Source organism: Mycobacterium sp. OAS707 (assembly GCF_014873705.1).
Taxonomy (GTDB): domain Bacteria; phylum Actinomycetota; class Actinomycetes; order Mycobacteriales; family Mycobacteriaceae; genus Mycobacterium.
Genome location: NZ_JADBDS010000003.1, coordinates 194975 through 220422 on the forward strand (window position 1 = coordinate 194975; position 25448 = coordinate 220422).

Consider the following 25448-nt stretch of genomic DNA (forward strand, 5'->3'; position numbering starts at 1 on the left):
TCTCAACTCACTCTGTTCGCGCCCGCTTTCGCGGCATCAGCGCGGCGAGTTCGTCGCGGCTGGTGGTTCCGGTTTTCATCATGGCTCGGTAGATGTGACTCTCGACCGTTCGGATCGAAAGGGTCAGTCGCTCCGCGACGGCGCGGTTCGACAGTCCCTCACCGATGAGCATCACGACTTCGGCTTCGCGGTCGGTGAGCGGCAAGCTTTCGCTCGCCTGACGAAGTGCCGGAGTGCGTGCGCCGGATTTGGCGGCCAGGTCGTCTGCGCGTGTGGAGCACCCCAGTGCCGATCCTCGCTTGTCTTGGCGCCGGTAGGCCAGCGCGGCGTGGCCGGCCGAATCCAGCGCGGCAACGAGGTCGCCCATGCGCTCGAATTCCTCTGACACCGCCGCCAACTCAGTGGCATTACCCTCACAAAGGGCCTCGGCGAAGCGTGCGGCCAAACCGGCGCGTGGGCCTTCGACGATCGACTTGAGTTCGCGCAGGCGGGCCGCTGCGGTGCGGTCCCCGAACTGGGTGGCGGTCTGCAGACACAGCACTTCTGCGGCGTATCGGCCCGTTTCCTTGGCCCGCTCCGCCGCTGACAGCACAGTGTTGATCGCCTCGCTGACCGCGCCCTGGCTCGCAGCCACCCACGCTCTGGCGAGGCTCATTTCGTGATCCAGAGAGCGGAATCGGCGCGGTACGTCATCGAGGGCGGCCAAGACTGCGGCCGCGTCGTCAGTCAGCCCGCGGATGGCCAGTGCTGTCGCGTGAGGTATCCGATAGCGGTAGCCAAATCCGGTGGGATGAGATTCCGACAGTCCCTCGGCCGCATGCTCCAGCAGCGGGCTTGCGCTGTGCAGATCGCCCGCGCCAAGCGCTGCCCGCCCGGCTACCGCGGCACCGAGGAGTTCGGCGGCCCCTGGAAGGTTGGCCGCCTGCTGCCGTGTGCGATCGGCGACGTCAAGGGCGTCGGCAACGCGGCCGGACAGCAGAAGCGCTCCGACCTCGGCGTCGGCGATGTTGAATCTCATGTGCGGAGCGTCGAGAGCGCGAGCCGCGACGCCATGGCCCGCCTTCGCGTCGGCCAGCGCCTCTGTGGTGTTCCCCGCATCCGCGGATATCTGCGCCAGCACCCACGCTATCTCGGCGCCGACAACCGGAATGTCCTTCAGTGCAAGAGATTTCGAGGCTTGCATGGCCTGTTTCGGCTGATCCATCGCAAACCAGTAGATCGTGAGGAACGCATCGATGTACCCGCGAGCGCGCGGCGGGGTGAAACGCGATGCGTCGTCTATCAGTTCTTTGGCTCGCGCCGGATCGCCAAGCGCCCACAACAGGTTGCTACACCGCAGAAACGTGAACCTGGCGCGGTCGTGATCGCTCAACCGACTGGTGTCGATATCCGCGAAGACAGCCTCGGCCTCCTCACCCCGCCCTGACCACGACAAGGCGTGTGCGCGAACAAAGTTCGGTTCGGCTCCCGCGCCGGCATGTGTTGCAGCTTCTGCAAGTCGATCGGCGAGCGAGAGATCCCCGAGCCAAACGGCACCGTGCGCTGCCTGGACCAGCAGGTCGGCGTCCGGTTCGAGGTCGGAGTCCAGACTCAACGCCGCGCGGCGGACAATCACTCGAATCTCGTCACGCTCAGCGGAGGCTGCGAGTTCGGTGGCCACCAGTCCCCGTAGCCGGCGTAGCCGGGTGTGCGCCACGCGTCGGCGGCGCACCTGCCCGTACAGCGGATGCGCCACCCGCACCTCGATGCCTCCGCCTGCCGGCTCGAGCGTTATCAGGTCGCGGATTTCGGCCTCTTCGACGGCTGTCGCATCGGTGATCCTCGTCAGCACCGTGAGGTCGATCGGTTCCGCGACAGCCAGCACGTCGATCACATCGCTGACCGGCGCAGGCAAGTCCCCGATACGGGACTCGATCAGTTCAATCAGTCCGGGCGGCATGATCGGCTCCCCGATCCACCGCCACAGCCCGTTGTCCTGCACGATTCGGCCGTCGGCAACCTCTTGCTCGACGATGTTGCGCAGATAAAGAACGTTTCCCCGGGTCAGCTTCCAAAGCCGCTCGGCAGCAACCGAATCCACCGAACCGCCCAGCGCCGCCGACAGCAGCGAAGAGGTTTCGTCAAGCGACAGTTGCTTCAGATCGAGCCTGTCGAACTGGCCCGCTTTCCACAGCTCCTGTATGGCCGCGGGGATCGGCGCAGTGTCCCGGGCAGTGAGTATCACCTTCGCCAACCCGCGTTGCACAATCTGATGCACCACGAACGTCGAGAGGTCGTCGAGCAGATGAATGTCGTCGACACCGAGGACCACCCCTGCGGATGCAGACGATGAAGTCAGCGACTCGATGACGCCCTGCAGCAGTTGAATGGTGTCCGTGACGCCCGAAGGTGCCCACGCGGTGAACGCCCCTAGCGGAATCTCCCGCGCCGAAGCGGTGCCGACCGTCCAGCGGGTCTCACAGCCCTGCGAAGCGGCCGCCGACAGGGCCTCGCGGGCGATCCGACTCTTGCCAACCCCCGCCGCTCCGCAGATGAGGATGCCCGACGCGGCCGAAGCCGAGATGGCGGCACCGACGGCCCGCATCTCCTCCGTCCGACCTATTAACGGCCACGACAGGCGCATCTCAGAAGCGTAAGAGCGGCGATGGCGCCACGCGGAGTAATGAGGAGTTCGCCCGAATTTTGCTACGAGGTGCGCTAGCTACCCTTCTTGACCTTCAGCACCTGCTTGCGCAGGCCGTCGGTGGCGGTTTCCACCCCACCTTTCATTGCCCGTTTGAGCACGAACCCCGGCAACGGGATCGCCAGGTCGATCGAGATGTCGAACCGGACTTTGGTCTTTTCACCGTCGGGCGTGAGGGTGTAGGACGCATCCTGGGCCTTGAGCTGGCTCGCGCTGATCAGGGTCCACCTGACGACATCGTCTGACCAGGTGTATTCGACGACCTGTTCGTCCGAGATGCCCGCGGTCTTGATCTTCATCTTGACCCGCTTGGGCCTGCCGTCGTCGTAGGCCTCCAGGACCTCGGCGCTCTGGTACTGCGGCGACCATGTCGGCGTCGCCTCGACGTCGGCGATGACGTCGAGAATCTCGTCCGGACTGGCCTCGATCACAACCTCACGGGAATCGCTGGTAGCCATGGCGCGACCCTAGCGGGTTTACCGTTGCCGTCATGGAGCTTTGGGAGCTGGTTGCTCGCGAACGCATCAGAGACACGTTGGCCCGCTACAACTGGTCGGGCGACTCGCTGCGGCTCGACGAGCTGGCTCAAAGCTTCTGCGAGGACGGCGAGCTCGAGCTGCGCGGCAATGAGCCGGTGCGCGGGCGCGCCGCGATCGTCGAGCTGCTGGGCGGCGTGGTGGAAACGCCGAACGCGGCCGCGCAGACGTCAGGCACCAAACGCATCGTGCGTCACAACCTGACGAACATCCGTTTCACCCAGGTAGCCCCAACCGAGGTGCACGTCGCGTGTTATTTCACGGTTGTCACCGAGATCGGCCTCGACCACTACGGCCGTTACCGCGACGTCTTCGTGCCCGTCGGGGACGACTGGTTGATCCGGCACCGCTTCGTGTCGACCGACTGGCATTCGCCGGACTCGACAATGGCGCGCTAGGGCGTCGGCGGCACCAGCATCGACTGCCACGTCTTGTTGCCGGGGTGCGCCAAGTCGGCCTGCGTGTAGCGCTTTCCGTCCGGACCGATGTAGTCGCCGGTCGCCGGGTCGTAAGGGACGGCGGCCACCGGCGGCGGCGGCGCGTACTGCGGGATGCCTTGCCCGGACAGCGTCGCGTTCGGATCGCCCTTCCAATTGAGGCCGTCGTTGAGCGGCACGTACTGCTCGTCGCTCTCGCACAGCTCCACCGTCGGCGAGCGCTTGCCCGGCTTCGTCTCGCACGGAATGTTGCGCACCCCACGGACATTCATGTCCGAGTCCTGCGGGATGCGGCAATACAACTCGCCCGCCGGCCGCTCGGGGTAATCCTGGTCCGACGGTGATCGCTGCTGCCGGACTGGCAGAAAGCCCGTGTTGCATGGCGGCGGCAGGTTGAGATTGAGGTTGAAGTCGAGATAGATGCCCCGATACGCCTGTTTGACACCGGAATCGGCGACGGCGATCGCCGACATGACCGCGGTGCCCTGCGGGAAAAGCACCAGCAGCTGCTCCAGGTCGTTGCGGTAGGTGACCGCGATGTCGCCGAGGCTGACCAGATTCGCGAGCAGCACCGGCAACGCAGGCGCGACCCGGTCGAACAGCGCCCTGCCTTCCTCCAACGCGGGACTACCGACATTGAGCAGATCGGCGAAGGCGGCGTCTTGCGCCTTGAATTGGCCCGTGATCGACGCCATCCGCTGCGCCCACGTCGCGATCGAATCTGCGGTCTGCACTTGAGAATTCAATACGGGCGGAGACTGATCGATCAGCTGGCTGATCGGATCGACGGTCTTACCCGCCTCGATCGCCAGCGAGGTGGACCCGTCGACGATGCGCGACAGTTCAGGCCCGAGCCCCCCGACGGCCTTATCGGCCTCGTCGACGACCGTGCGCAGATTGTCTGGCGGGATCGCCTGCAGTGCCCTGTTCGTCGCGTCGAGCAGACTTCCGATATCGGCCGGAATCTGCACCCTGCCAACGGGAATGACATCACCGTCACGCAGCTTCTGTGCGTTCGCCGACTTCGGGGTCAGTTCGAGGAACTGTTCACCGACAGCGGAGCGGCTGTGGACAGCGGCTGAAACGTCGGACGGGACCGGTGTGTCGGAGTTGAGTACGAGAACCGCTTGAACACCATCGCGAGTGGCCTCGACCGACTTGACCCTGCCGATCTCGGTGCCCCGATATGTCACCACCGACGTCGGGTACAGACCGCCGGAGGCGGGGAGATCGACCGTCACCGTGTAGCGTCCGATCCCGAGCAACGCGGGGACTTTCACGAAACCGAACGCCATCACGCCGACGGCGATGACGGTGATTACCGCCATGGTCGCCAGCTGTATCCACACCTGCCGGGTCAGACGCAGCACTAGTACGCCCCCCAGCGATATGGGGCGATCAGCGGATTGCCCGCGGTGTACGGGCTGGGCATCTGCCCGATGGTGCGGCCCCATTGAATTTCGAGTTCGGTGAGATCACCTTCCCAGCGCGTTCCGGTGAACAAGCTGCTGTCGATCCGGCTCAGCGTCAGATCGATGACGAGGGTGATGTTGGCGAAGTCGCCGCGGAACCAGTTGGCGAGCGTGCTCTTCACCCACGGGTACGTCGACAGGAAGTCCAGCCCCTTCGTGAGCGCGGGCCCGGCGTTGGCCAGTTCCCTGAACACCGGCGCCATGTTGCGCAGGTTGTTCACGAACGATTCCTTCGTCTGGTTCACCGTCGACGTGGCGATCGCGCTGAACTTGCCGAGCGCGTCGATCGCGTTCGCCAACTTGGTGCGAGAATCCGACAGCACCGCCAGCGCCTGCGGGATCGTGGTGAGCGCCTTGTCGACGGTCTGATCCTTCGCGGCGACCTGGCCGGCCAGCGAGTTGAGATGTTCAGTGGCCGCGATGATGTCGTCAGTCTGCTCGTTGAGCTGAGAAATGAAGGTATCCAACTGATTCAGTAGGCTGCGCATGTCGTTCTCGCGCCCGGCCAGCGCCTTGGCGAACGACTGGTTGATCTCCTGAAGCTGACCAAGCCCGCCGCCGTTGAGCAGAACCGACACCGACGCCAACGTCTGCTCGGTGGTGGGATAGGTATCGGCTCTGGCGAGCGGAATCACCGAACCGTCCTTGAGCTCGCCCTGGGGCGGCTCGTCGGTGGGCGGAGCCAGTTCGATATGCATGGACCCCAGCAGGCTGGTCTGCCCGACTTTGGCGGTGCTGTTCGCGGGCAGATGGACATCTTTGTTGATGCGCATGGTCACCAGCGCATGCCAGTCCTGCACCTCGATCTTGGTGACGTTGCCGACGTTGACATCGGCGACGCGCACCCGGGTGTTCTGTTGAATCACAACGACATCGGGTAGCTGCGCTTGGATGATGTACGAGCCGTCGCCGGATCCTTCAGTCCCCGGCAGGGACAATGAGTTGAGTCCGCGCCACTCACAGCCAGGGATCGCGGACAAACACGCGACGATCAGCGCCGCAATAACCGTGCGCCTCACGGAGAGCCCCCAGGCGGCACCATCAGGCCCTGCAGACCCTGGCTCGGGTCGGTGGACGTCGCTTCCGGGGGCAGGTCGCCGACTGCCGCTTCTGCCGCCAGTGGCTCTCCCGGCTCGGTGGCCGGGACACTCTGCGGTGCCTGTGGCGGCAGGTGCGGGTTCAGCCGGTCCTCGCTGTAGGTGATCTCGTTCGGCCGCGCCGACGCTCCCACGAAGGGATTCACCCCGAGCGGCGGGAAGTTGTACTGGCGGTTCTTGACGATCGGCGCGAGATACTGGACGCACAGCTTCGACGACTGCTCCCAGTTCTGCCGTGACGCGGCTTGAATTGCGCTGCAGATGAATTGGACGGTGTTGGCGAAGTTGACCGGTGCCAAGATGCCGGTGACGGCGCTCTGTGCGGGTTGATAGATGTTCATGAAGTTCTGGAACACCGTCGGCGCGATGTGTAGAACCTGCTTGATGTCACCGCGGCTCTCGTTCAGCGCAGTGGTGACAGCGTTCAGGTGATCGACGGTGACGCCGATGCTCTCTCGGTTGTCGGCGACGAAGCCACGCAGGTCGTTCACCGCTGCGTCAAGACCCTTCGTCGCATCGGCCACTTCGTTGGGCGTGTTCGAAAGTACCGTCGTGATGTCCGCCAAGTTCGTGTTGAACGCGGCGAGCAGATCGCTGCTCGAAGACAACGCTGACACCAGCATCTGCAGGTTGCGCACCGTGCTGAACATGTCAGTGCTGTGGTCGCCGAGAGCCGAAATCGCTTTGGAGAGTTTGACTACCGTGTCATGTGCCGTGTCGCCCTGATCGCGCAGGTTGGCAGCCGTGCTGTTGATGAACTCGCCGACGGGGCTGACGCCGCCTGGCGTGGTGGGCTGCAGCGAGTCGGTGAGCTTCTCCAGCTGCTGGCGCAGGTCGTCCCACTCGACGGGGACCGCGGTGCGCTCCTTCGGAATCGTCGCGCCGTCAGCCAATTTCGGGCCGCTGGAGTACGCGGGGACCAGTTGGATCGCACGCGCGGATACAAGTGACGGTGACAGGATCGCGGCCTGGACATCAGCCGGTACCGGGTACTCCCTGTCGACCGAGAACGTCACCTTGGCCGCGGTCGGCTGCGGGTCGATCTCTTCGACGGTCCCGACGGCGACCCCGAGGATGCGTACCTCGTCGCCGGTATAGAGACCGTTGGTGTTGGCGAAGTAGGCGACGTAGGTATTCCTGGCGACGCTCTTCCACCATGGCGTGGCCACCACGGTTATCGCCACGACAAGAGTGACGGCCAAGGTGATCGCGGTCGCAATCCTCAGCGTGCGCGCGCTGATCATTGGTCTCCCGTCGGAACCGGCTGCAGCGGATCAGATCTCGGTTGCGGTACCGCCGGACCGACCCTGGGTTCCGGCGCCGGCGGCCCAAAGGTCGGGGGCGGCAGTTCACCGGCAGCAGGCGCGAGCGCGGGCGGTCCTGGCGGCGGTCCACCTGGCGGTGGCGCAGGCAGCGGATCGCGGTAGGGGTAGCAGCCGGTGGGGCCGGGCAGCGGAAGGCCGGGCGGCCCGCAGCCCGGATCACCTGGATTACCCGTAATCGCGTCCGGGAGTGTCAAATGTGGATCTCCGCCCTGCCCGGTGCGTGGATACGGCACGGGCAGCGCAGGCGTGCCCGGCTGGCCTACTCCGGGGTCCACCAGTTGCGACGGCAGCAGCACGTTGGGATCCAGACCCAGATCGGAGAATGCGGCGTCGATGAACGGCTGCGCGAACTGCCCCGGGGCCAGGTTGACCAGTGAGGCCTTGAAGAACGGCCCGGATCCCAGCACCTCGCCGAACGACATCGCGTACCGCCGAAGCAGATACAGCGTGCGTTGCAGCTCCTTCTTGCGGTTGTCCAGGATCCCGAGCACACCGTTCACTTTGTCGAGGGCGGGCTTGAGTTGTGTGCGGTTGTCGTTGACGAGGCCGGATATCTGGTGCGAAACCGCGGTGAGGTTGTTCATCAACGCATCGACCGAATTGCGTTGCGACAGAAGCTCGGCCAGCAGGGCGTTGGTGTTCGCGACAAGGCTCGCGATCTGGTCGCTGCGCTTGGCCAACACCGCGGTGACCGTATTCGCGTTGGCCAGCAGGTTGCGCAACTGGGCATCGCGGGTGTTGAGGGTGTCGGAGAAGCGCGCCACGCCCTCCAACGCGATTTTCAGATCGGGCGGCGTGTCTTTGAACGTGTCCGCCAGTGTGGTGAGCGCCGACGACAGCTGCGTGGTGTCCAGCGCGCTGATGGTGGTGGTCAGGTCCCCAAGGGCGTCGGGCAGATCGTAGGGAGACTTCGTGCGCTCCAGCGGAATCGGGCCGGCGAGATTGCCGTCCCCACGCGGGGTCAGTTCGAGAAACTTGGTGCCGAGCACGGTTTCGGTCTTGATTGCAGCCTCGGTCCGGTCGCCAAGTTCGACGCCGTCGCGGACCGTGAAGTCCATCAACACCCTCGTTCCGTCCAAATGGATGCTCGAAACTCTCCCGACACCGAGACCCGACACCCGAACATCACTGCCGGGCTTGATGCCACCGGCCTCAGAGAAGTACGCCGAATAGTCAGACGTGCCTTTGATGAACGGAATCTTGTCGTATGAAAAGACGGCGATCACGGCGACGACGACAACCAGGATGCCGACGGCGCCGACCACCACCCGATTGCGCTCGCCAAGCGGCTTGATCTTCGGCAACTTGATGCGCGTCATTTCGGTGTGCACCGTCCCGAGGTCTGTTCGGCGAGTTTGATGAACACGGGCTGGCCGCCTTTTCCGTTGACCTTGAGAATCGCATCGCACAAATAGAAGCCGAAGTAGTCGCCGTAGAGGCCGTTGCGGGCAAGCACCTGGTAGGCGTCGGGCAGCGTCTTGACAAGGTCGTCGACGTAGTCATGATCGGCCTCGATCTGGCCGGCTACCCGGTCGGACTGCTGCACGAAGTCCTTGATGGGTTGCCGTGCATCTGTCAAGAGGTCGGCGACGGAGCCTGCGGCGGCGTTGATGTAAGCGGTCCCGGTCACAATGTCGTTCTTTCGGTCGGCCAGCCCCTGCACCAGTTGTGACAGATTGTCCAGACCCTCCGAGAACTGATCGTCTCGAGCGGCGAAGGTGCCGAGGACGGTGTCCAGGTTGGTTATCACCTGCCCGATGAGTTCGTCGCGGCCCGCGAGAGTCGTTGTCAGTGCCGATGTCTGGGAGAGCACCGACGAAATGGTGCCGCCCTGACCCTGGAACACCTTCAGTAGCTCACCGGACAACGCGTTGACCTGATTGGGGTCCAGCGCGCGGAACAGCGGACGAAAGCCGCCGATGAGCGCGTCGACGTCGAGTGCGGGCGACGTCCGCGCCAGCGGGATCGTCTCTCCCGGTTGAAGTTTGCGCACTGACCCCGGCCCCTCTTCGAGGGACAGGTAACGGTCACCGATCAGGTTCTCGTACCGGACCGCGGCCTTGGTGCCTTCGGTGAGCTGCAGACCCTTGTCGATGGCGAAGTCGACCGTGACGGTCCCGTCCTTGTGCAGGGTCAGGTCCTTGACCTTGCCGACCTCGACGCCTGCGATGCGGACGAAGTTGCCGCCCTTCAGGCCGGACACATTCGTGAACACCGCGGTGTAGGACACGCGCGAGTCGAACCGGAATTGTCCGAACACCGTCACCAGAACGAACATGGAGACCAGGCACAGCGCCGAAAACAGCGCCACCCGCGTCGCGGCGCGAATGGTCCTGCGTCTCATGGCGTGCCCCCAGGCGGCGGCGGGTAGAGCGGCGTGCCGTCCGGCCCGTATTCCGGTGCGCCGTAGGGAGGTGCGCCGGGGTAGGCGGGCCACGGGCCCGGTGCGGGCGGGCCGTTGTAACGGATCCTCGGCGGCTCCGGGTTCGCCTTGGTCACTGGGAAGTAATTCGCAATCCCTGGGAAGCCGATGCCGGGGTTGGGCCGGATGTCCAGGCCGGTGCCGAACCCGGTGTCGGTGACCAAGTACTTGACCGGGAAGTTCTTGCTGACGTCGGGCAGCGAGCCGCAACTGGGCTTGCCGCCTGGGCCGCCCTTGGCGTTGACGGTCGGCAGGTTGTCGGGGAAGCGATATGGGTCGTCGCCCATCAACAGGCCGGCGTCCATGATCACGGACTTGCCGTTGCCGCCCAACGCATCTCGGCCACCATGGTCGAGGAACCATTGCGCGCCCTGGAACAGGCAGGTGTAGGTCGGCGAGTACTTCATCAGCAGCGCGGTGGTGGGGTCAAGGATGTTCATCGCGCGCACCAGGTTCGACTGGTTGGCGCCAATCGTGTTGATGCCCGACTGGGAAAAACCGACCGCGGAGAGAAGTAGCTGATCCAGCGACTTGGCGTGCGTCGTCAGCGTTGCACTGGTTGTCGAGAACGAGTCGAGAATCGACAGGATGTCGTGTGCTGCATTCGAATACGTTGCGGCGGTCTGACCGAACAGCTGCCAGTCCACTCGAACGGTCGGCATCCGCGGGTTCACCGCGAGCAACACGTTGTTCGCGTCGGTGATCGCCTCGCCGATGCGTTCGCCCTTGCCGCGCACCGACTCGGCGACGGCGGAAAGCACCGCGTTCAGCTTCGCCGGGTCGACAGAGTGGACCACTGACTGCAGATTCTGGAAGACGGTGTTGACCTCCACGGTCACGTTTCGCGAGTGCAGCACCGCGCCTGGTGCCAACGGCTTCGCACTCGGTGCGTCCGGCACGATGAGATCGACGTACTTGGCCCCAAATGCGGTGCTGGACTTGATCTCTGCCTCAACATTGCTCGGCAGATACTGAAATGGGCCGCGATCCATTTTGAGCGTCAGCTTCGACAGACTTGCGTCTTCGCCGATGGAGGCGACCTCGCCGACCTGGACACCGCGCAACTTCACCTTCGCGCCGTTCTCCATGACCAGACCGGCCCTGTCGGAGACCAGGGTGAGTGGGATGGTTTCGCGCAGGGTCCCGTTGAACAACAGGGCCGTCAGTGTGGACAGCGCCACGATCATCACGATCAGCACCGGCGCCCACCAAATGGGATCGATTCCACCGCGCCGCGGCGCGTTGTCCATGCCCGTCACCCCGACAGGTGGAAGTTGCCGGACTGCCCGTATACCGACAGTGTGATGGTCAGCAGGATGAAAACGCCTGCGGTGATGGAGGTTCGCACCGCGCGGCCGACAGCCTCGCCGACGCCTGCTGGACCACCGGTCACGGTATAGCCGTAGTAGGTGTGCACCGCCATCACGGCCGCCGCCATCGACAACGCCTCGATGAAGGACCACAACAGGTCCGTCGGCTGCAGGAACGTCGTGAAGTAGTGGTCGTATACGCCGCGCGACTGCCCGTAGACGACCGTCGTCCCAAAGCGCGTCGCGAGAAACGACATCAGCACGGACACCGTGTAAATGGGAATGACGGCGACCACGCCTGCCACGATGCGGGTGGACGCCAGGTAGGTGATCACCCGGATCCCCATCACTTCCAGCGCATCGATCTCCTCATTAATGCGCATGGCGCCGATCTGTGCGGTGGCACCGGCACCGATGGTTGCGGCGAGCGCCACGCCTGCGGTCGCCGGAGCGATGAACCGGACGTTGAGAAATGCGCCCAGAAATCCTGTCAGGGCTTCGATTCCGACATTCGACAACGTGTTGTAGCCCTGTGCGGCGATCAGGGCGCCTGTGCACAACGTCAGGAAGCCGATGATCGCCACTGTGCCGCCGATGACGGCCAACGCCCCGGTACCCATGCCCATGCCCGCGATCTGGCGCAGCACCATTTCCGGATAGCGCCGCATCGCGTCAGGGGTAGCCCACAGCGCCTTGCCGTAGAAGGCGGTCTGCTCCCCCAGCCTGCGGGTCCGGTCGACTAAAGCAGTTGTCACGGCGCGACTTTCACGCCGAACGCGGTGGCCAGAATGTTGATGAGGAACAACGCCATGAAGGCGAACACGACGGTTTCGTTGACCGCGTTGCCGACCGCCGTCGGCCCACCACCGACGTGCAGGCCCTTGTAGCAGGCGATCAGGCCTGCCGAGAGTCCGAACAGCAGCGCCTTGACCAGGGACACGACGACCTGCGGCAGACCGGTCAACAGAGTCATCCCCGCGACGAACGCCCCGGGGGTCACATGCTGGATGAAGACGACGAAGAAGTAACTTCCCGCGAGGCCGACGACGGCGACAACCGAATACAGCATCAGCGCAACGAAAGTCGCGGCAATCACCCGCGGCACCACCAGCGCCTGAACGGGGTCTACGCCGATGACCTTCATCGCGTCGATTTCCTCGCGGATTGTCCGGGCGCCCAGATCGGCGCACATCGCGGTGGCGGCCGCGCCGGAGACGACGATCGCCGTGACCACCGGACCCACCTGTGTCACCGACGCCAGCGCGGCACCGGCACCGGACAGATCGCCCGCGCCGACCTCGATCAGCACGATGTTGAGCGTGAAGACGATCAGCACGGTGTACGGAATGGACAGCACCAGCGTCGGGACGATCGACACCCTGGCCACGAACCAGATCTGATCGAGCAACTCCCGCCACGCGAACGGTGGTCGCACCACGGCGGCGAACGTCTCGCCGACCAGGACGACGAAGTCTCCGATCGCGAATGCGGGTTTCGACCAAGCGGTCTCTGTCACGGTCGACCGCCGAGAGGACGAACGCATGGCGACGACTGCAGCGTCATTGCCGCGCGCGAGCACCCCTCCGCAGATCCCACATGCATTCCCATCGTCGCAAAGCTTGCGCGGGACGCTAAGAGAGCCCGGGTTAGCTGTCAACGCGGCACCGTGCGCAGACAAGCCCGTCAATAAGGGGAATTCGCTGGTTGCCCCAACGGCTTTGGTTTCGCTCAGTTCGATCAAATCAAGTTGATTAATAGTCTTGTTAGCGCCGGGCGGCCGCGTCGGTAGGCTCGTCAGCTATGAGCACCGCTGTGGATCCGTCAGTTCCGCCGAGCGGCACGGGCTGTGTCGAATGCGACGCTGTCGGCGGCTGGTGGGTGCATCTGCGTCGCTGCGCCGCGTGCGGGCACATCGGCTGTTGCGACGACTCGTTGGCCCGGCACGCCTCGGCGCATTGGCGCGAGACCGGTCATCCGATCATCCGGTCGTTCGAGCCCGGTGAAGACTGGTTCTGGAATTACGACACAAACGAGTATTACGACGGGCCCGAACTCGCCGCGCCCGAGTCCCATCCCACCGACCAGCCTGCGCCTGGGCCCAGCGATCGGGTGCCGAAGGACTGGGTGGCGCAACTCCGTAACCGCGACTGAACTCTCGTGGTGGAGTCCGGTGGCGAAAGCACACTGACCGTACTTGTCGCGTTCGGTGCGAATTTCGCCATCGCGGTGGCAAAGACCGTTGCCGCCGTGGTTTCGGGGTCGGCCTCGATGGCTGCCGAGGCCGCCCATTCCTGGGCCGATACCGGCAACGAGATCTTCCTGCTGATCGCCGACCGGCGCAGTGCCCGCAGGCCCGACGAACAGCATCCGCTGGGGTACGGCCGCGAGGCCTACGTATGGTCGCTGCTGGCCGCCGTGGGCCTGTTCGTCATCGGTGCGACGATTTCGGTTTGGCGCGGTGTCGACGAGCTCCTGCACGGCGAACGGGGATCCGAGGACTATCTGGTTGCCTATGTCGTGCTGGCGGTGGCATTCGCGCTCGAAGGGGTCTCCTGGCTGCAGGCTATGCGCCAGTTGCGAAGGGAGGCAAAGCGATTCGACCGCGATCTGCTCGCCCACGCGTTGTTGACCTCCGATCCGACCGTGCGCGCGGTGTTCGCCGAAGACAGTGCCGCGCTGATCGGCATCGTCGTCGCAGCCCTTGGGATCGCCATGCATGAGGTGACGGGCGTGGTGGCGTGGGACGCGGCCGGCTCGATCGTCATCGGCTTGTTGCTGGGCGCAGTGGCAGTGCTGTTGATCGACCGCAATCGCCGCTTCCTGACCGGCGAGCCCGGCACGCCGGCCCTCTACGATGCGGCGCTCACTCAGCTGAAGGAGATGCCCGAGATCGCTTCGGTGCGTCACCTTCGGCTCGAATTCATCGGCCCGAAGCAGCTTTTCATCGTCGGCAGGGTCGACTTGGTCGGCGACAAGGTCGAGTCCTCCGTCGCCCGTACTCTGCGCCGGCTCGAGCACGAACTGGAGCGAAGTCCTTACGTGGTGGACGCCGTGCTGACCGTTTCCGAGCCAGACGATGCGGGTAGTCAGGACGGGTGAGCAGCAACAAACCCAAGACCGCCGACTCGGACGCGGGCGCGCCAGGCGCGGATGACGACGTCCAGAGCGACCCCGCCAAGGGCACCGACGATCGCGTCGACTGGTCCGACGAAGGCGGCGCGACGCCGAGCGGGCCGGCCGAGGACACCGACGACCGTTAGATCGCCTGCCCCAGGGACGACAGCGTCTCGGCCGCAGTGTATTTCGGGGTCCAGCCCAGGTCGGATTTGGCCTTGGCGGTGTCCATCACCACCGACGTGCGGCCGACGTGCAACCATTCCAGCGCCGACGGCACGAACGGCAGGCGCGAGATGACGTCCGATGCCGCCGTCGCCGCCACCCGGGGTACCCGGAACGGGCGGGCACCGAGCGTGTCGGCGATGTCGGACATCGACAGCACCCCGTCCCCCGCGATGTTGTAGGCGCCCGGTGGAGCGGACGTCGTTGCGGCCAAAGCGATTGCGGCAGCGACGTCGTCGTGGTGAACCAACTGCAACGGAGTGCCGGGGTCGGGGAAAGGCGGCTTGAGCAACGGCAGCGCCTGCGCTACTCGCTTGACCGGGCCAGGCAGCTGGTTCCACGGCATCGCTTCGGCCAGGGCAGGCGCCTTCGGGCCTGCCACGATGCACGGGCGCAGCACGTACACCTCCAGCGACGTGCCGTCGGTGATCTCGGCCAACGCGGCCTCGCATGCGGCCTTCTGCTCGGAGTAATAGTGCTCGGGCGACCCGCGTGGCGGCACGTCTTCGGTGATCGGCACCGGGTTGTCGGTGTGGTAGCCGTATGCCGCCACCGACGACGTGTACACCAACCGTCGCGGGCGACCCGCCGCCACCGTCGCCTCGAAGACGTTGCGCGTGCCCTCCAGATTGACGCGGGCACTCTCCTCGCGGGAGCCCATGATGATGAACGCGAGGTGGACCACCACGTCGGCCTCGGCGACCAGCGCGTCGACGGCGCCGCGGTCCAGAATGTCGCCCTGTAGATATTCCGTCCGGGTCCAGCCGTGGGCGGCCGGATCAAAGGGTCGGCGAGCCATCCCGATGATCCGTTCGACTTCAGGTGCCTCTTCGAGGGCCTGCACCGCTGAGATGCCGATGTCGCCCGTGGGACCCGTGACGGCAACAGTGATTGCCATGCCCGGTGGCGTTCCCCACCTCAGGGATCTTGAAACGCGTCAGTTGTTGTCGGCGAGCACTGCCTGCGCGGCGTTGTAGCCGGGGATGAACGTGATGCCGGGGCCGCCGTGGCAGCCGGCACTTCCCAGGTAGAGCCCGTCGATCGGAATCGGTTGATCGACATAGCCTTTCGGCCCCGGCCGGTTGATGCCGATCTGGTCGGGATGGATCAGCCCGTGGCAGTAGTCGCCGCCGGGCGCACCGAACATGGTGCCCATGTGTTTCGGGGTGAAGGTGGTGTGCCTGATGATCAGGCTTTCGAAGTTCGGTGCGAGCCGGGTGATTTTGTCGATGACCCGCTGCCCCATCTCCACTTTCATCTCCCCGTAGCCCGTGTCGCCCTCCTCTATCGGAAACCAGAGCGAAAATGCCGAGGCTGCGTGCTTGCCCGCCGGCGCAAGGCCAGGGTCGTTGACGGACGGAATCTGCAGCGCGATCGAGGGATCGGCGGGCACGATCCCGCGCCTGCAGTCCTCCCACTGCCGCTGCAGTTCCTCCGGCGTGCTGAAGATGCCGATGTTGGACTGCATTGCGGGATCGTTGAGCATCTCGTAGGGCGGCGCGAATTCCGGCACCCCGTCGAGCGCGAAGTGCATCTGCAGGTAACTGCCGCGGTGGTCGACGCGGGAGAACCGCTCCCGGATGTCGGCGGGTACCGCGGCGCCGTCGACCAGGCTGATCGTCAGGTCCGGTGCGATGCCCGACACGACGACCGGCGCGCTGATCGTGCTGCCGTCCTCGAGTCGGACGCCGCTGACGCGGTTGTCGGCAATCAGAATTTCGTCGACCTTGCTGCGCAGCCGAAGTTCGCCACCGTGCGAGGTGAACACGTCCAGCAGATGCGATGTCAGCGCGCCGATGCCGCCTACGACCTTCTTCACCAGTAGCGCGTTCTCGTCGGGAACGGCGAATCCGTAGGCCAGCGCCGCGGCGGTGCCGGGAGTCGCGGGACCGCGATAGGTGGTGTTGCACGCCAGCAGCGCGAGCATGCCGCGCAACGCGCCGTTCTTCTCTTTGTCGGGCAGGTAGCGATCGATCACATCGGTGACGGAGCCGAACAGCAGATCGGTGATCGTCGAACGCTCGAATTCGTTTGTCGCGCAGGCATACATCTCGTCGAGCGTCTTCGGCGGTGTGCCCGCGTCGAAGCGTCCGAGCGCGCGCGTCGGCGCCTGGCACCACGCCATCAGGCCTGCCATACCGTTGACGGCCTCGGCACCGTGCACCTCGTTGATGTGCGTCAGCAGCTTCATCGGGTCGGTGTAGTAGACCAGCGGTTCGTCACCGACGCCTCGCAGCGACACCGACATCACGTCAAGGTCAACGGTTGGCAGCCCGTCGAGCCCCAGTTCCCTGCTCACGACCGCCGAGGTCGGAATCTGCACCGAGCCTGCGATCTCGAACTGATACCCGTCGAACAGCTCCACCGTGGACGCCATTCCGCCGGCGTAGAGCTTGGAGTCCAGGCAGAGGGTGCGCAACCCCGCCTTCTGGAGCAGTACGGCCGCGGTGAGCCCGTTGTGGCCCGCGCCAACGACAATCGCGTCAAAGTCCGTCATGGGCTGAGGCTGACATGCCTCGCATAGTTTTGTCAATAATGACAAAACTTGGAATCAGCCCTGGTCGACGAGACCCGTCCTGAGCGATTTCAGCGCCGCACGGCACAGCCGGTCCAGTTCGGGCAGCGACCGGTCGTCGCCGAGCATCCAGACCTCCATCGCCCCGAACACCGCTGCGGCGATGCAGCGGGCGGTGACGGTGATGTGCATGCGTTCGTCGGTCCCGGCCTTCGGCGGATCGTCGCCGGCAAGGCGGTCCTCGATCGCTTCGGCGAAGTCGACCTCCAACTGCCGGATATGGCGCACGATGCGGCCGGGTTCGAGCTCCTGGGCGCGTAGGGCGGCGATCTCGGTGACGGCCCAGTCGTCATAGGGCCGGGCCATGATCGCGGCCTGTACCGACTCGATGATCGATTCGTCGGTCGACCGCTCGGCCAGCGCCTTGCGGAACCAGTGCACGCCGGCGTCGTAGTCGGCGAACAGCAGGTCGTGCTTCGACGCGAAGTGGCGATAGAAGGTCCGCAGCGACACCCCCGCATCGGCCGCGATCTGTTCAGCCGACGTGTCCTCGATGCCTTGGGCGGTGAACCGCACCACCGCAGCACGCCGCAACGCCTCGCGTGTGCGCTCGCTGCGTGCCGTTTGAGCAGCCCGGACCATGTCCGTAAGGTACCGCAAGCCGGTTATGTCAATATTGACAAAACTCGAATCGGTCGCGAGACTCCGATCATGGTTGCCCTTGTCGTGCACGCCGTGCTCGCGGTCGTGGTCATTGCTTTGGTCGTTCGATTGAATCCGGCGATCTTCGCGCGCGTCACCGCCGACTCCCGGCCGGCGACACTGGAAATGCTGTACTACGTCGTCGGCGCCGCTTCGATCCCGCTGTGTTGGTACTTCAATTTCCGCTACGTACAGGAATATGCGGTTGCCGGTTCGCACAATGTGCTGTGGGGCCCCGGTAGCTGGGCCGAGTTCATCGCGCTGGGATACGACAACCCGGCCGCCAGTTCGGCGAGCGCGGACTACACCATCGGAAACGTCATACTGCTTCCGCTGTTCACCATCATCGATGGCCGCCGTCGCGGAATCCGGCACCCGTGGCTGTTTTTCGTGTCGAGCCTGTTCACCAGCTTCTCGTTCGCCTGGGCGTTTTATCTCGCGACCGTCGAACGGCAACGCCGGCATCAAGAAGCAGCGGTGGCCGTCGACTCTCGCGTGTAGAACTGCCATGTGAAGGTTCACCACCTCAACTGCGGCACCATGTATCCCCTCGGCTGCGGAGAGATGGTGTGCCATGTGCTGGCGGTCGAGACCTCCAACGGCCTGGTGTTGATCGACTCCGGGTTCGGAACACGGGACTGCGCCGATCCGGTCCGTCGCGTCGGTGCGTCGCGACGGTTCATCCGGCCAGTGCTCAACCCCGCGGAGACCGCCGTCAATCAGGTTGAGCGCCTTGGGTTTCGGACCGACGATGTACAGCACATCGTCGTCACGCATTTCGACGGCGACCACATCGGCGGCATCTCCGACTTTCCCCAGGCGCAGATACACGTCACCGCTGCCGAAGCCTTCGGGGCACTGCGAGCCCCGACCCGCGGGGAGAAGGTCCGGTTCCGCGCGATCCAGTGGGCGCACGGACCGAAGATCGTCGAGCACACCCCGGACGGTGAAGCGTGGCGAGGCTTCGCCGCGGCGAAGGAACTCGATGAGGTGGCGCCCGGCATCGTGCTCGTGTCGCTGCCCGGTCATACCCGGGGCCACGCCTGCATCGCGGTCGACGCAGGACACCGCTGGCTGCTGCATTGCGGGGACAGCTTCTTTCATCACGGCACGCTCGACGGAACCGCGGTGATGCCGCGTGCGCTCGCGGCATTCGAATGGGCGACCGCATTCGACCGGAAGATGATGCGGCAGAATCACGCTCGACTCGTCGAGCTGTTCGAGCGCCATGAACCCGACATGACGATGATCTGCGCGCACGATCGGACGAACTTCGAGCACGCCAAAGCCACCGCTTAGGGAGGGCCGCAATGCAAGTCACATCGCAAACCACTGTCGCAGCACCGATTGAAACCGTATGGGACGCGCTGAGCGACCACGTCGGAATCGGCCGGTGGGCGCCGGGACTGACGGTGACGATGGACAAGGTCGGCACCACCGACCCCAACGGCGTTGGGGCCGTTCGTCGTATCGCGGCAAAGGGCCCCGGACCCGACATCGTCGAGGAGGTCGTCACGTCCGAACCGCCTCACGTGCTGGGGTACAAGGCGCTGTCGGGCGTGCCGTTTCCCGGATATCGCGGTGAAGTACGACTGAGTGAGGCCGGAGCGGGCACCCGCATCTCCTACACGCTCGCCACTTCGGCCAGCTTTCCCCTGGTCAAGGCGCCGTTGACGGCTCTGTGCCAGGTGCTGATGCGCATGCTCGCGCGAGCGGCCACCAAGGAAAACTAATGGCGCCCATTGACGCGGTACCGTCGGGTACCGTAACTTGTTCGTCAACAAGCAAGCTTTAGGAGAACTCGTGATCACTGACGATCTACGGCAGCGGCGCCTGGCGCTCATCCGCGAGCACATGGACACCGAGGTGACCAAGGAGTTCGACGCGACCCTGGCCACCTTCAAGACCAACGGGGAGGGCCACCCCCGCTACGAGATCATGGCCACCGGTCAGGTCTACGACGGCGACGAAGAGGTGATGGGCTACTACCTGTCGACCCGCACCGCGTTCCCCGACCAACGCCACGAGAACGCCCGCTTTCACGTTTCCGACGACGCGGTGATCGTCGAATTCGATTTGCTGGGAACCAATCTCGGTGAGTTCTACGGAATGCCGCCGACCGGCAAGTCGTTCCGGGTACCGCTGATCGCGGTGTTCTTCTTCGAAGACGAGCGGATCGTCAACGAACGCATCTACTTCGACACCGCCAGCCTGGTGACTCAGATCGGGCGCGGCGAGTTGCTCGCGCTGGCCGGGACGCTCGGTGACTGAGTCTGGCCTGCCCCGCACACAGGAGCAGCGCCGGCTAGCGGCCGAACGGCGACTGGTGCGTGCGGCGGCCGAGCTCGTCGGGGAGATCGGGCCGACCCGGGTCACCCTCGCCAATGTCGGTGAGCGCGCGGGGTACAGCCGCGGGTTGGCGACGCACCACTTCGGTTCCAAAGGTGCGTTGATGCAGCGACTCGTCGAGACGGTCACCAGTCAGTTTCGCGACGCGATAGTCCAAGAGAGCCAATCGGATTCGCCGGTCGATCAGCTGTGGCGGTTGATCGACTTCTACTTCTCCGTAGTCTCTGATCTTCAGCCGGTGAACCGGGCGCGACTGGTGTTGTGGGCCGATGCGGTCGCTGGCCCGTCCGAGGATGTCCGGCCGCAGATGATCTCGGCCGACCGTGAGTTCCGCGAGGAGATCGAGAAGCGAATCCAGTTGGCGGTCACCGCAGGCGAGGTCAACGCGTCGGTCGATCCCATTGGTCTGGCGACGGTGGTCGTCGCGATGCTGCGCGGGGTGGCGCTGCAACGCGTGCTCGACGATCAGGTCGATCTCGCCGCAGCGCGTCGCGAGGTGGAGCAGCTGTTGGAGTCGCGGCTCGGGGGTGCGCCGTGAAGGTGCACCACCTCAACTGCGGAACGATGAAGAGTCCGAGCCCGATGGTGTGCCACGTGCTGCTCATCGAAACCGACGACGGGCTGGTTCTGGTCGACAGCGGCTATGGCACGCATGACTGCGACGATCCGCGACGGGTCGGGCCGTCACGCCGCATGGTTCGACCGATCCTGAGCCGCGCCGAAACCGTCGTGCATCAGCTCGACCGACTCGGTTTTACCCGAGATGACGTGCGGCACATCATCATCACGCACATGGACATCGACCATGCCGGTGGATTGTCGGACTTCCCCGCCGCGCGTGTTCATCTCACCGCCGCGGAGGCGCTCGGCGCGATACGGGCTCCGTCGAGGCGCGAGAAGATCCGCTATCGTTCGGCGCAGTGGGCGCACAGCCCGATCATCGTCGAGCACGATCCGCGCGGCGAGAAGTGGCGGGGGTTCGCCGCCGCCAAGGAACTCACCGAGATCTCGCCGGGCATCGCACTCGTGGCTCTGCCTGGGCATACCCGCGGCCACGCCTGTGTGGCCGTCGATGCCGGACACCGGTGGGTGCTGCACGCCGGCGACGCGTTCTATCACTTCGGCACGCTGGACGGGACACCCGTGCCGCGCGGCCTGACCGCGATGGAGTCGATGTTCGCATTCGATCGAAAAGCTGTGTTGGACAATCATTCACGGCTTGCCGAGCTGTATCAGCGGCAGGAGCCGGACCTGTTGATCGTCTGCGCGCATGACCCGACGCTGCTGGAGAAGGCACAAGCCACCGCTTAGAAGGGTGGTGGGTCGGCTGCGTAGCGGGCGCGGTTTTGGGCGCGTTCGTATTCGATGCGGTAGGCGCGGTCTTGGGTTCGGGTGCGTTTGCGTTGGGGCATCGCCAGGTCGCGGTTCGGGTCGGGCGGTGGACTGATGGGCAGGGTCAGTGTTTCGGTGGGGGTGGCGAGTTGGGGGAAGAACCGGGCCCCGGCCGGGGCGGTGGTGTAGGTGCGCCCGCGCGGTGAGGTCCACACGACGGTGCCATCCGGACGTTGGGAGTCGGCCCAGCCGCAGAACGTTTTGAGTAGGTGATGGATGCGGCATTTGAGCCCGGTGTTGGAGGGATGCGTCGGGCCGTGCGGGTAGGGCACGCTGTGGTCGATATCGCAACCCACCGCCCGTTGATCACACCCGGGGAACGTGCACGTCAGATCCCGGGACTGAATGAACCGCGTCAGTGCCGCCGACGGGCGGTAATGGGGTTCAGCAGCTAGGTCTTTGGCGGTGGGTACCGGGCGCACCGAGGCGCTGTTGGCCAGTTCGGTGACCGTGGCCGCCGGGACGGCGCCGTAGCCGGGCAGATACCCCGGCTTGGTGCTGGTGCCGTCGACGGTGGCGGCCTCGGCGATCACATTGATCACCACCGGCGTGGAAGGCACCTGAGCGCCGGCAGCGGGGCAGTCCGGGGCACCGCACAGACACGCCATGCTGGTGGCCCGCGCCGACAACGGGCTCAGCGCATCGGTGCGACGCTGAGCGGTGGTGCGTGGATCATTCGGGCACACCGTGGCCGCTAGTTCGTCTAACGCGGTGTCGAAGACCGCGGCATCCGGGCCGCGGACCTGGCCATAGATTTCGGCGGTCCCGTTGGCGCCGGGGCGCACCGCGATGTGGCGATCAGCATCACGCTGGGTGGCGACCCGCACCGCCTCAGGGTCGGCTTCGATGACCATCCAGTCGACCAACTCGGCGACCCTCTCGCGCGAGAGCTTGTTCCAGCCCGGCGCCTTGTCCGCCAACTGCGCATCAACGCTCGCCAACGCGGCCTCGTCAACGATCAAATCGGTGCGGTAAATGGCGGCCGCGATCACCCGCAAATCCACCGCCCCGGCGGCGAACACCGCAGCCAGTTTGGGCAGGCGTTCGATGAGGCTCTGCCCGTCGCTCATCTGAGACGACGCGCGCTTGCGGCTGATGCCCAACTGCGCGCTGATCTCCGCGGCGATCTGCTCCCAGCCATCGACTGCCCAGAAGTTGTGCTCATCGGTCTGCTCGGCGATCCGGCGCACCGTGTACTGGCCGATGGCCAGCAACCGCTGAGCCGACGCGGCCCGCTCGACCTGCTGGGCATCACCCATCAGATCAAGCAACTCGCCATCACCACATCCTTCGAACACACTTCAATTCTTCCGAATCCGCCGTCAATTGGCTTCGGCGAGAAGCACTCTCGACGCCAACCTGTGGATGAATTCGAACCTGGGGATAACTACACCTCCGGGCCCAAAGATGTCGGACCCGTCAGGTAGATGCGCCCGATCGCTAAACCACGGCCACGCTGTAATTCGTCGTTTGCAGCCAGGCTTGCAGGTTCCAGAGATCCGGGTCGATACCGCGAACGGCCGCGATGTCGGCTTGGTATGCGGGCGTATCGGCGAACCAACGGAACATCTTCTGAAGGTCGTCCTGACCGTCGAGGACTTCGACGGGCAACGCCTCGTAGCGTGCGGGCAAGCCGGCGTGCGCGCCGAAGGCCGCGGCGATCTCGCTGCCTGTCAGCTCATCGCCGGCGATCTCTATCGCCGCGGGGACCGCCGCAGGGTCCAGCAGCGCCGTAGCGGCAACGACACCGATGTCGCGGGTCGCGACCATCTGCACCTTGATGCCGTCCGGAACAGGAAGTCGTAGCACGAGTTCGTTGCCTTCGACCGTCGGTGCCGTCGATGCGAAGTTGTCCATGAAGAACACCGGACGGACGATCGTGGCGGAAAGGCCACGGGCCTGCACGTACTCTTCGATGCGGCGCTTGGACTCGAAGTGCGGAACACCCGAGTTGCGATCGGCGCCGCCGACGGAACTGAACACCACATGTGGGACCTGTGCGGCAACCGCTGCGTCGGCGAACTCGACACCCTGCTGGATCTCGCCGTCGATATCGGTGTCGTGCGAGTCACCGTAAGGCGTCGTCATGAAGAAGAACGCGTCGACGCCCTGCAGCGAATTCTTCAGCGACGCTGGGTCTTTCGCATCGATTTGTGCGAGTTCCACTCCGCGGTTTGCCAGGTTGCGGGCACGTTCGGACCCATTGCTGCGGACCAGCGCGCGCACCCGCGCACCTTGCTCGAGCAGCGCGTCGACAACTGCTCCGCCCTGGGCGCCCGTGGCCCCGGCGACCGCAATGGTCCTCGTCGTTGATGTAGTCATGGTCAACTCCTCCGCTCTGTACGATTAGCCCTTAGCCGGCTAACTATCGTCGGCTGCAACCATTAGCCGGCTAAATGTATTCCGGAGGAAAGCTGTGAGCGCAGACAAGACCGTCAGCCTGCGGATCTCAGCCGTGTCGCGAGTGCATCGGCAACATGCCGGAGCGCTGCTACACGGAATCGGCCTATCGGCGGGTCAGGAACTGTTGCTCATGCTCCTGTGGGACAAAGAGCCGCGTTCGCAGGCCGAGTTGACTCGTGAGCTGGCAATAGAGCCGCCGACGACGTCCAAGATGCTCGCCCGCTTGGAAAGAGGCGGCTTGATCGCCCGTGAGCGATCCGACTCGGATCGTCGAACTGTTCTCGTGTCCCTGACCGAGGCCGGTCGGGCGTTGGAAGGTCCGGTGAACGCCGCGTGGCGCACCCTCGAGGAGGACACCGTCGCAGCACTCACACCGCAACAGCAGGAAGACCTCATGATCCTGCTGGGGCGAGTTCTCGAATCCCTCCTAGCCAAACGTCGAGCTTGAGAAGTCAACGCCTACGGGACGAGCACCACCTTGCCGACGTTCTCGCGTGCCGCCAGAATACGGTGAGCCTCACCAGCATTCGCAAACGGGACCGCGGCATGGACTACCGGCGCAACGATGCCGTCGGCCAGCGCGGTTGACAGCGGTTCGATCCACGGCTGCAGCGTGCCGCGGTCGTCCCACAACGCCAGCATGTTCAGCCCGATCAACGTCTTGGACTCCGACAGCTGCTTGATCAGATTGAAACCGCGCAGCATCGACAGCAGTTGCGGCAGCGCGGTGCGCAGAGACCGCTTCTCCCCCCGCTGCATGGCCGATGCGCCATAGCCCACCAGCCGACCGCCGGGACGCAACAACTCATAGGACCGCTTCAGCGACTTGCCGCCGATCGCGTCCAGCACAATGTCGTAGGGCGGCAAGCCTTTCCACCAACCGTCGCGGCGATAGTCGATGGCGCGGTCGACGCCCAGCTCCGCTAGCCGCTCGTGCTTACCTGGCGACGCGGTCCCGTGCACCTCGGCACCGGCTGCCTTGGCCAACTGGATGGCCGCGATCCCGACGCCACCTGCCGCAGCGTGGATCAGCACGCGCTCACCGGCCTGCAACGAGCCATAGCCGTGCAACGCCGCCCACGCGGTCGCGTAGTTGACCGGAATCGCCGCGCCCTGCTCAAAGCTCATCGAGTCGGGTATCGCAACCGCATCTGCCGCTTGCACATTGACGATCTCGGAGTAACCGCCGAACCGGGTGCCCGCGAACACCCGCTCCCCCACCCGCGCCTGATCGACGTCGTCGCCGACGGCCTCGATGGTTCCTGACACCTCGTAGCCGACCACCATCGGCGGTTTTGGCGCATCGGGATACAGTCCGACGCGGGCGAGATGGTCGGCGAAGTTGACGCCGGCCGCGCGGACCGCGATGCGCACCTGCCCGGGGCCGGGCGGCGGCGGGTCGGGGCGTTGCTGCACCTGCAGGACCGACAGGTCACCGTGCTTCGTTATGACGACCGCGCGCATGG

Annotated in this window: 27 protein-coding genes; 11 read left to right on the forward strand and 16 right to left on the reverse strand. The window is 65.0% G+C overall.

From position 1 onward, the window contains the following. Positions 1-7: 7 nt before the first annotated feature. Together GGC64_RS19020 and GGC64_RS19025 are read right to left on the reverse strand one after the other, a co-directional pair. Entirely contained in the window at positions 8-2623 is a 2616-nt protein-coding gene (locus GGC64_RS19020; protein ID WP_192724115.1) for a LuxR family transcriptional regulator, read from the reverse strand. A 74-nt stretch (positions 2624-2697) separates the two neighbouring features. Further along, positions 2698-3141, reverse strand: a complete 444-nt coding sequence (locus GGC64_RS19025; RefSeq protein WP_192724116.1) for an SRPBCC family protein — start codon at positions 3139-3141, stop codon at positions 2698-2700. 32 nt (positions 3142-3173) lie between these two features. Here GGC64_RS19025 and GGC64_RS19030 point away from each other — a divergent pair, with 32 nt between their 5' ends. Continuing rightward, complete coding sequence (locus tag GGC64_RS19030; RefSeq protein ID WP_192724117.1) at positions 3174-3617, forward strand: nuclear transport factor 2 family protein; 444 nt, start codon at positions 3174-3176, stop codon at positions 3615-3617. Here GGC64_RS19030 and GGC64_RS19035 read toward each other — a convergent pair. From GGC64_RS19035 to GGC64_RS19070, 8 genes are read right to left on the reverse strand one after another with little or no spacing between them, the layout of a single operon-like run. Beyond that, positions 3614-5026 carry an MlaD family protein gene (locus GGC64_RS19035; RefSeq protein WP_192724118.1) on the reverse strand — a complete coding sequence of 471 codons (1413 nt, stop codon included), beginning with the start codon at positions 5024-5026 and terminating at the stop codon, positions 3614-3616. The genes GGC64_RS19030 and GGC64_RS19035 overlap by 4 nt on opposite strands. After that, positions 5026-6147 carry an MCE family protein gene (locus GGC64_RS19040; RefSeq protein ID WP_192724119.1) on the reverse strand — a complete coding sequence of 374 codons (1122 nt, stop codon included), beginning with the start codon at positions 6145-6147 and terminating at the stop codon, positions 5026-5028. Before GGC64_RS19040 ends, GGC64_RS19035 begins: the two co-directional genes overlap by 1 nt. Further along, a complete protein-coding gene (locus GGC64_RS19045) occupies positions 6144-7469 on the reverse strand; it encodes an MCE family protein (protein ID WP_192724120.1) in 1326 nt (441 codons plus the stop codon). Before GGC64_RS19045 ends, GGC64_RS19040 begins: the two co-directional genes overlap by 4 nt. Continuing rightward, the gene (locus tag GGC64_RS19050) at positions 7466-8869 is read right to left on the reverse strand and encodes an MCE family protein (RefSeq protein WP_192724121.1); all 1404 of its coding nucleotides are present in this window, start codon (positions 8867-8869) and stop codon (positions 7466-7468) included. The genes GGC64_RS19045 and GGC64_RS19050 overlap by 4 nt, the downstream gene beginning before the upstream one ends. Further along, on the reverse strand, positions 8866-9894 hold the full coding sequence (locus GGC64_RS19055; RefSeq protein WP_192724122.1) for an MCE family protein: 1029 nt from the start codon (positions 9892-9894) through the stop codon (positions 8866-8868). The genes GGC64_RS19050 and GGC64_RS19055 overlap by 4 nt, the downstream gene beginning before the upstream one ends. Further along, complete coding sequence (locus GGC64_RS19060) at positions 9891-11222, reverse strand: MCE family protein (protein ID WP_192724123.1); 1332 nt, start codon at positions 11220-11222, stop codon at positions 9891-9893. The genes GGC64_RS19055 and GGC64_RS19060 overlap by 4 nt, the downstream gene beginning before the upstream one ends. A gap of 5 nt (positions 11223-11227) precedes the next feature. Continuing rightward, positions 11228-12037, reverse strand: a complete 810-nt coding sequence (locus GGC64_RS19065) for an ABC transporter permease (protein WP_192724124.1) — start codon at positions 12035-12037, stop codon at positions 11228-11230. Further along, positions 12034-12825, reverse strand: coding sequence for an MlaE family ABC transporter permease (locus GGC64_RS19070; RefSeq protein WP_370582194.1), 792 nt, complete (start codon positions 12823-12825; stop codon positions 12034-12036). Before GGC64_RS19070 ends, GGC64_RS19065 begins: the two co-directional genes overlap by 4 nt. A gap of 257 nt (positions 12826-13082) precedes the next feature. On the opposite strand from GGC64_RS19070, the gene GGC64_RS19075 reads away from it, so the two are divergent. From GGC64_RS19075 to GGC64_RS19085, 3 genes are read left to right on the forward strand one after another with little or no spacing between them, the layout of a single operon-like run. After that, entirely contained in the window at positions 13083-13433 is a 351-nt protein-coding gene (locus GGC64_RS19075; protein WP_192724126.1) for a UBP-type zinc finger domain-containing protein, read from the forward strand. 6 nt (positions 13434-13439) lie between these two features. Then, positions 13440-14381, forward strand: a complete 942-nt coding sequence (locus tag GGC64_RS19080; RefSeq protein ID WP_192724127.1) for a cation transporter — start codon at positions 13440-13442, stop codon at positions 14379-14381. After that, positions 14378-14542, forward strand: a complete 165-nt coding sequence (locus tag GGC64_RS19085) for a hypothetical protein (protein ID WP_192724128.1) — start codon at positions 14378-14380, stop codon at positions 14540-14542. Before GGC64_RS19080 ends, GGC64_RS19085 begins: the two co-directional genes overlap by 4 nt. Here the strand turns inward: GGC64_RS19085 and GGC64_RS19090 are convergent. The 3 genes from GGC64_RS19090 to GGC64_RS19100 are packed head-to-tail and all read right to left on the reverse strand — an operon-like array spanning position 14539 to position 17778. After that, complete coding sequence (locus GGC64_RS19090; protein WP_192724129.1) at positions 14539-15519, reverse strand: NAD-dependent epimerase/dehydratase family protein; 981 nt, start codon at positions 15517-15519, stop codon at positions 14539-14541. The two genes, GGC64_RS19085 and GGC64_RS19090, sit on opposite strands and share 4 nt — an antisense overlap. 39 nt (positions 15520-15558) lie before the next feature. Beyond that, a complete protein-coding gene (locus GGC64_RS19095; protein ID WP_192724130.1) occupies positions 15559-17118 on the reverse strand; it encodes an NAD(P)/FAD-dependent oxidoreductase in 1560 nt (519 codons plus the stop codon). Positions 17119-17172: 54 nt separating this feature from the next. Further along, positions 17173-17778, reverse strand: a complete 606-nt coding sequence (locus GGC64_RS19100; protein ID WP_192724131.1) for a TetR/AcrR family transcriptional regulator — start codon at positions 17776-17778, stop codon at positions 17173-17175. Positions 17779-17847: 69 nt separating this feature from the next. Here GGC64_RS19100 and GGC64_RS19105 point away from each other — a divergent pair, with 69 nt between their 5' ends. The 6 genes from GGC64_RS19105 to GGC64_RS19130 all read left to right on the forward strand — a co-directional run bounded on the left by GGC64_RS19105 (position 17848) and on the right by GGC64_RS19130 (position 21498). Continuing rightward, entirely contained in the window at positions 17848-18339 is a 492-nt protein-coding gene (locus GGC64_RS19105) for a DUF2834 domain-containing protein (RefSeq protein ID WP_192724132.1), read from the forward strand. Between the two features lie 9 nt (positions 18340-18348). After that, the gene (locus tag GGC64_RS19110; RefSeq protein ID WP_192724133.1) at positions 18349-19137 is read left to right on the forward strand and encodes an MBL fold metallo-hydrolase; all 789 of its coding nucleotides are present in this window, start codon (positions 18349-18351) and stop codon (positions 19135-19137) included. 11 nt (positions 19138-19148) lie between these two features. Beyond that, the gene (locus tag GGC64_RS19115) at positions 19149-19571 is read left to right on the forward strand and encodes an SRPBCC family protein (RefSeq protein WP_192724134.1); all 423 of its coding nucleotides are present in this window, start codon (positions 19149-19151) and stop codon (positions 19569-19571) included. 70 nt (positions 19572-19641) lie between these two features. Then, positions 19642-20109: an ester cyclase gene (locus GGC64_RS19120; protein WP_192724135.1), complete on the forward strand. Its 468-nt coding sequence runs from the start codon at positions 19642-19644 to the stop codon at positions 20107-20109. Next, complete coding sequence (locus GGC64_RS19125) at positions 20102-20725, forward strand: TetR/AcrR family transcriptional regulator (protein ID WP_192724136.1); 624 nt, start codon at positions 20102-20104, stop codon at positions 20723-20725. Before GGC64_RS19120 ends, GGC64_RS19125 begins: the two co-directional genes overlap by 8 nt. Next, on the forward strand, positions 20722-21498 hold the full coding sequence (locus GGC64_RS19130) for an MBL fold metallo-hydrolase (protein ID WP_192724137.1): 777 nt from the start codon (positions 20722-20724) through the stop codon (positions 21496-21498). The genes GGC64_RS19125 and GGC64_RS19130 overlap by 4 nt, the downstream gene beginning before the upstream one ends. Here the strand turns inward: GGC64_RS19130 and GGC64_RS19135 are convergent. Then, complete coding sequence (locus tag GGC64_RS19135) at positions 21495-22877, reverse strand: HNH endonuclease signature motif containing protein (RefSeq protein ID WP_192724138.1); 1383 nt, start codon at positions 22875-22877, stop codon at positions 21495-21497. The genes GGC64_RS19130 and GGC64_RS19135 overlap by 4 nt on opposite strands. 142 nt (positions 22878-23019) lie before the next feature. Beyond that, positions 23020-23901 (reverse strand): NmrA/HSCARG family protein, encoded by an 882-nt coding sequence (locus GGC64_RS19140; RefSeq protein ID WP_192724139.1) that lies wholly within the window; start codon positions 23899-23901, stop codon positions 23020-23022. Positions 23902-23995: 94 nt separating this feature from the next. Here GGC64_RS19140 and GGC64_RS19145 point away from each other — a divergent pair, with 94 nt between their 5' ends. Beyond that, positions 23996-24430, forward strand: a complete 435-nt coding sequence (locus tag GGC64_RS19145) for a MarR family transcriptional regulator (RefSeq protein WP_192724140.1) — start codon at positions 23996-23998, stop codon at positions 24428-24430. Positions 24431-24441: 11 nt separating this feature from the next. Here the strand turns inward: GGC64_RS19145 and GGC64_RS19150 are convergent, their stop codons facing one another. Further along, complete coding sequence (locus GGC64_RS19150; protein WP_192724141.1) at positions 24442-25446, reverse strand: zinc-binding dehydrogenase; 1005 nt, start codon at positions 25444-25446, stop codon at positions 24442-24444. Positions 25447-25448 lie beyond the last annotated feature (2 nt).

Excerpts from the sequence above, each read along its gene's own strand:
- GGC64_RS19020 (WP_192724115.1), bottom strand. The coding sequence starts at position 2,623 with ATGCGCCTGTCGTGGCCGTTAATAGGTCGGACGGAGGAGATGCGGGCC.
- GGC64_RS19025 (WP_192724116.1), bottom strand. The coding sequence starts at position 3,141 with ATGGCTACCAGCGATTCCCGTGAGGTTGTGATCGAGGCCAGTCCGGAC.
- GGC64_RS19030 (WP_192724117.1), top strand. The coding sequence starts at position 3,174 with ATGGAGCTTTGGGAGCTGGTTGCTCGCGAACGCATCAGAGACACGTTG.
- GGC64_RS19045 (WP_192724120.1), bottom strand. The coding sequence starts at position 7,469 with ATGATCAGCGCGCGCACGCTGAGGATTGCGACCGCGATCACCTTGGCC.
- GGC64_RS19050 (WP_192724121.1), bottom strand. The coding sequence starts at position 8,869 with ATGACGCGCATCAAGTTGCCGAAGATCAAGCCGCTTGGCGAGCGCAAT.
- GGC64_RS19055 (WP_192724122.1), bottom strand. The coding sequence starts at position 9,894 with ATGAGACGCAGGACCATTCGCGCCGCGACGCGGGTGGCGCTGTTTTCG.
- GGC64_RS19060 (WP_192724123.1), bottom strand. The coding sequence starts at position 11,222 with ATGGACAACGCGCCGCGGCGCGGTGGAATCGATCCCATTTGGTGGGCG.
- GGC64_RS19070 (WP_370582194.1), bottom strand. The coding sequence starts at position 12,825 with ATGCGTTCGTCCTCTCGGCGGTCGACCGTGACAGAGACCGCTTGGTCG.
- GGC64_RS19075 (WP_192724126.1), top strand. The coding sequence starts at position 13,083 with ATGAGCACCGCTGTGGATCCGTCAGTTCCGCCGAGCGGCACGGGCTGT.
- GGC64_RS19090 (WP_192724129.1), bottom strand. The coding sequence starts at position 15,519 with ATGGCAATCACTGTTGCCGTCACGGGTCCCACGGGCGACATCGGCATC.
- GGC64_RS19095 (WP_192724130.1), bottom strand. The coding sequence starts at position 17,118 with ATGACGGACTTTGACGCGATTGTCGTTGGCGCGGGCCACAACGGGCTC.
- GGC64_RS19100 (WP_192724131.1), bottom strand. The coding sequence starts at position 17,778 with ATGGTCCGGGCTGCTCAAACGGCACGCAGCGAGCGCACACGCGAGGCG.
- GGC64_RS19105 (WP_192724132.1), top strand. The coding sequence starts at position 17,848 with ATGGTTGCCCTTGTCGTGCACGCCGTGCTCGCGGTCGTGGTCATTGCT.
- GGC64_RS19115 (WP_192724134.1), top strand. The coding sequence starts at position 19,149 with ATGCAAGTCACATCGCAAACCACTGTCGCAGCACCGATTGAAACCGTA.
- GGC64_RS19140 (WP_192724139.1), bottom strand. The coding sequence starts at position 23,901 with ATGACTACATCAACGACGAGGACCATTGCGGTCGCCGGGGCCACGGGC.
- GGC64_RS19150 (WP_192724141.1), bottom strand. The coding sequence starts at position 25,446 with ATGCGCGCGGTCGTCATAACGAAGCACGGTGACCTGTCGGTCCTGCAG.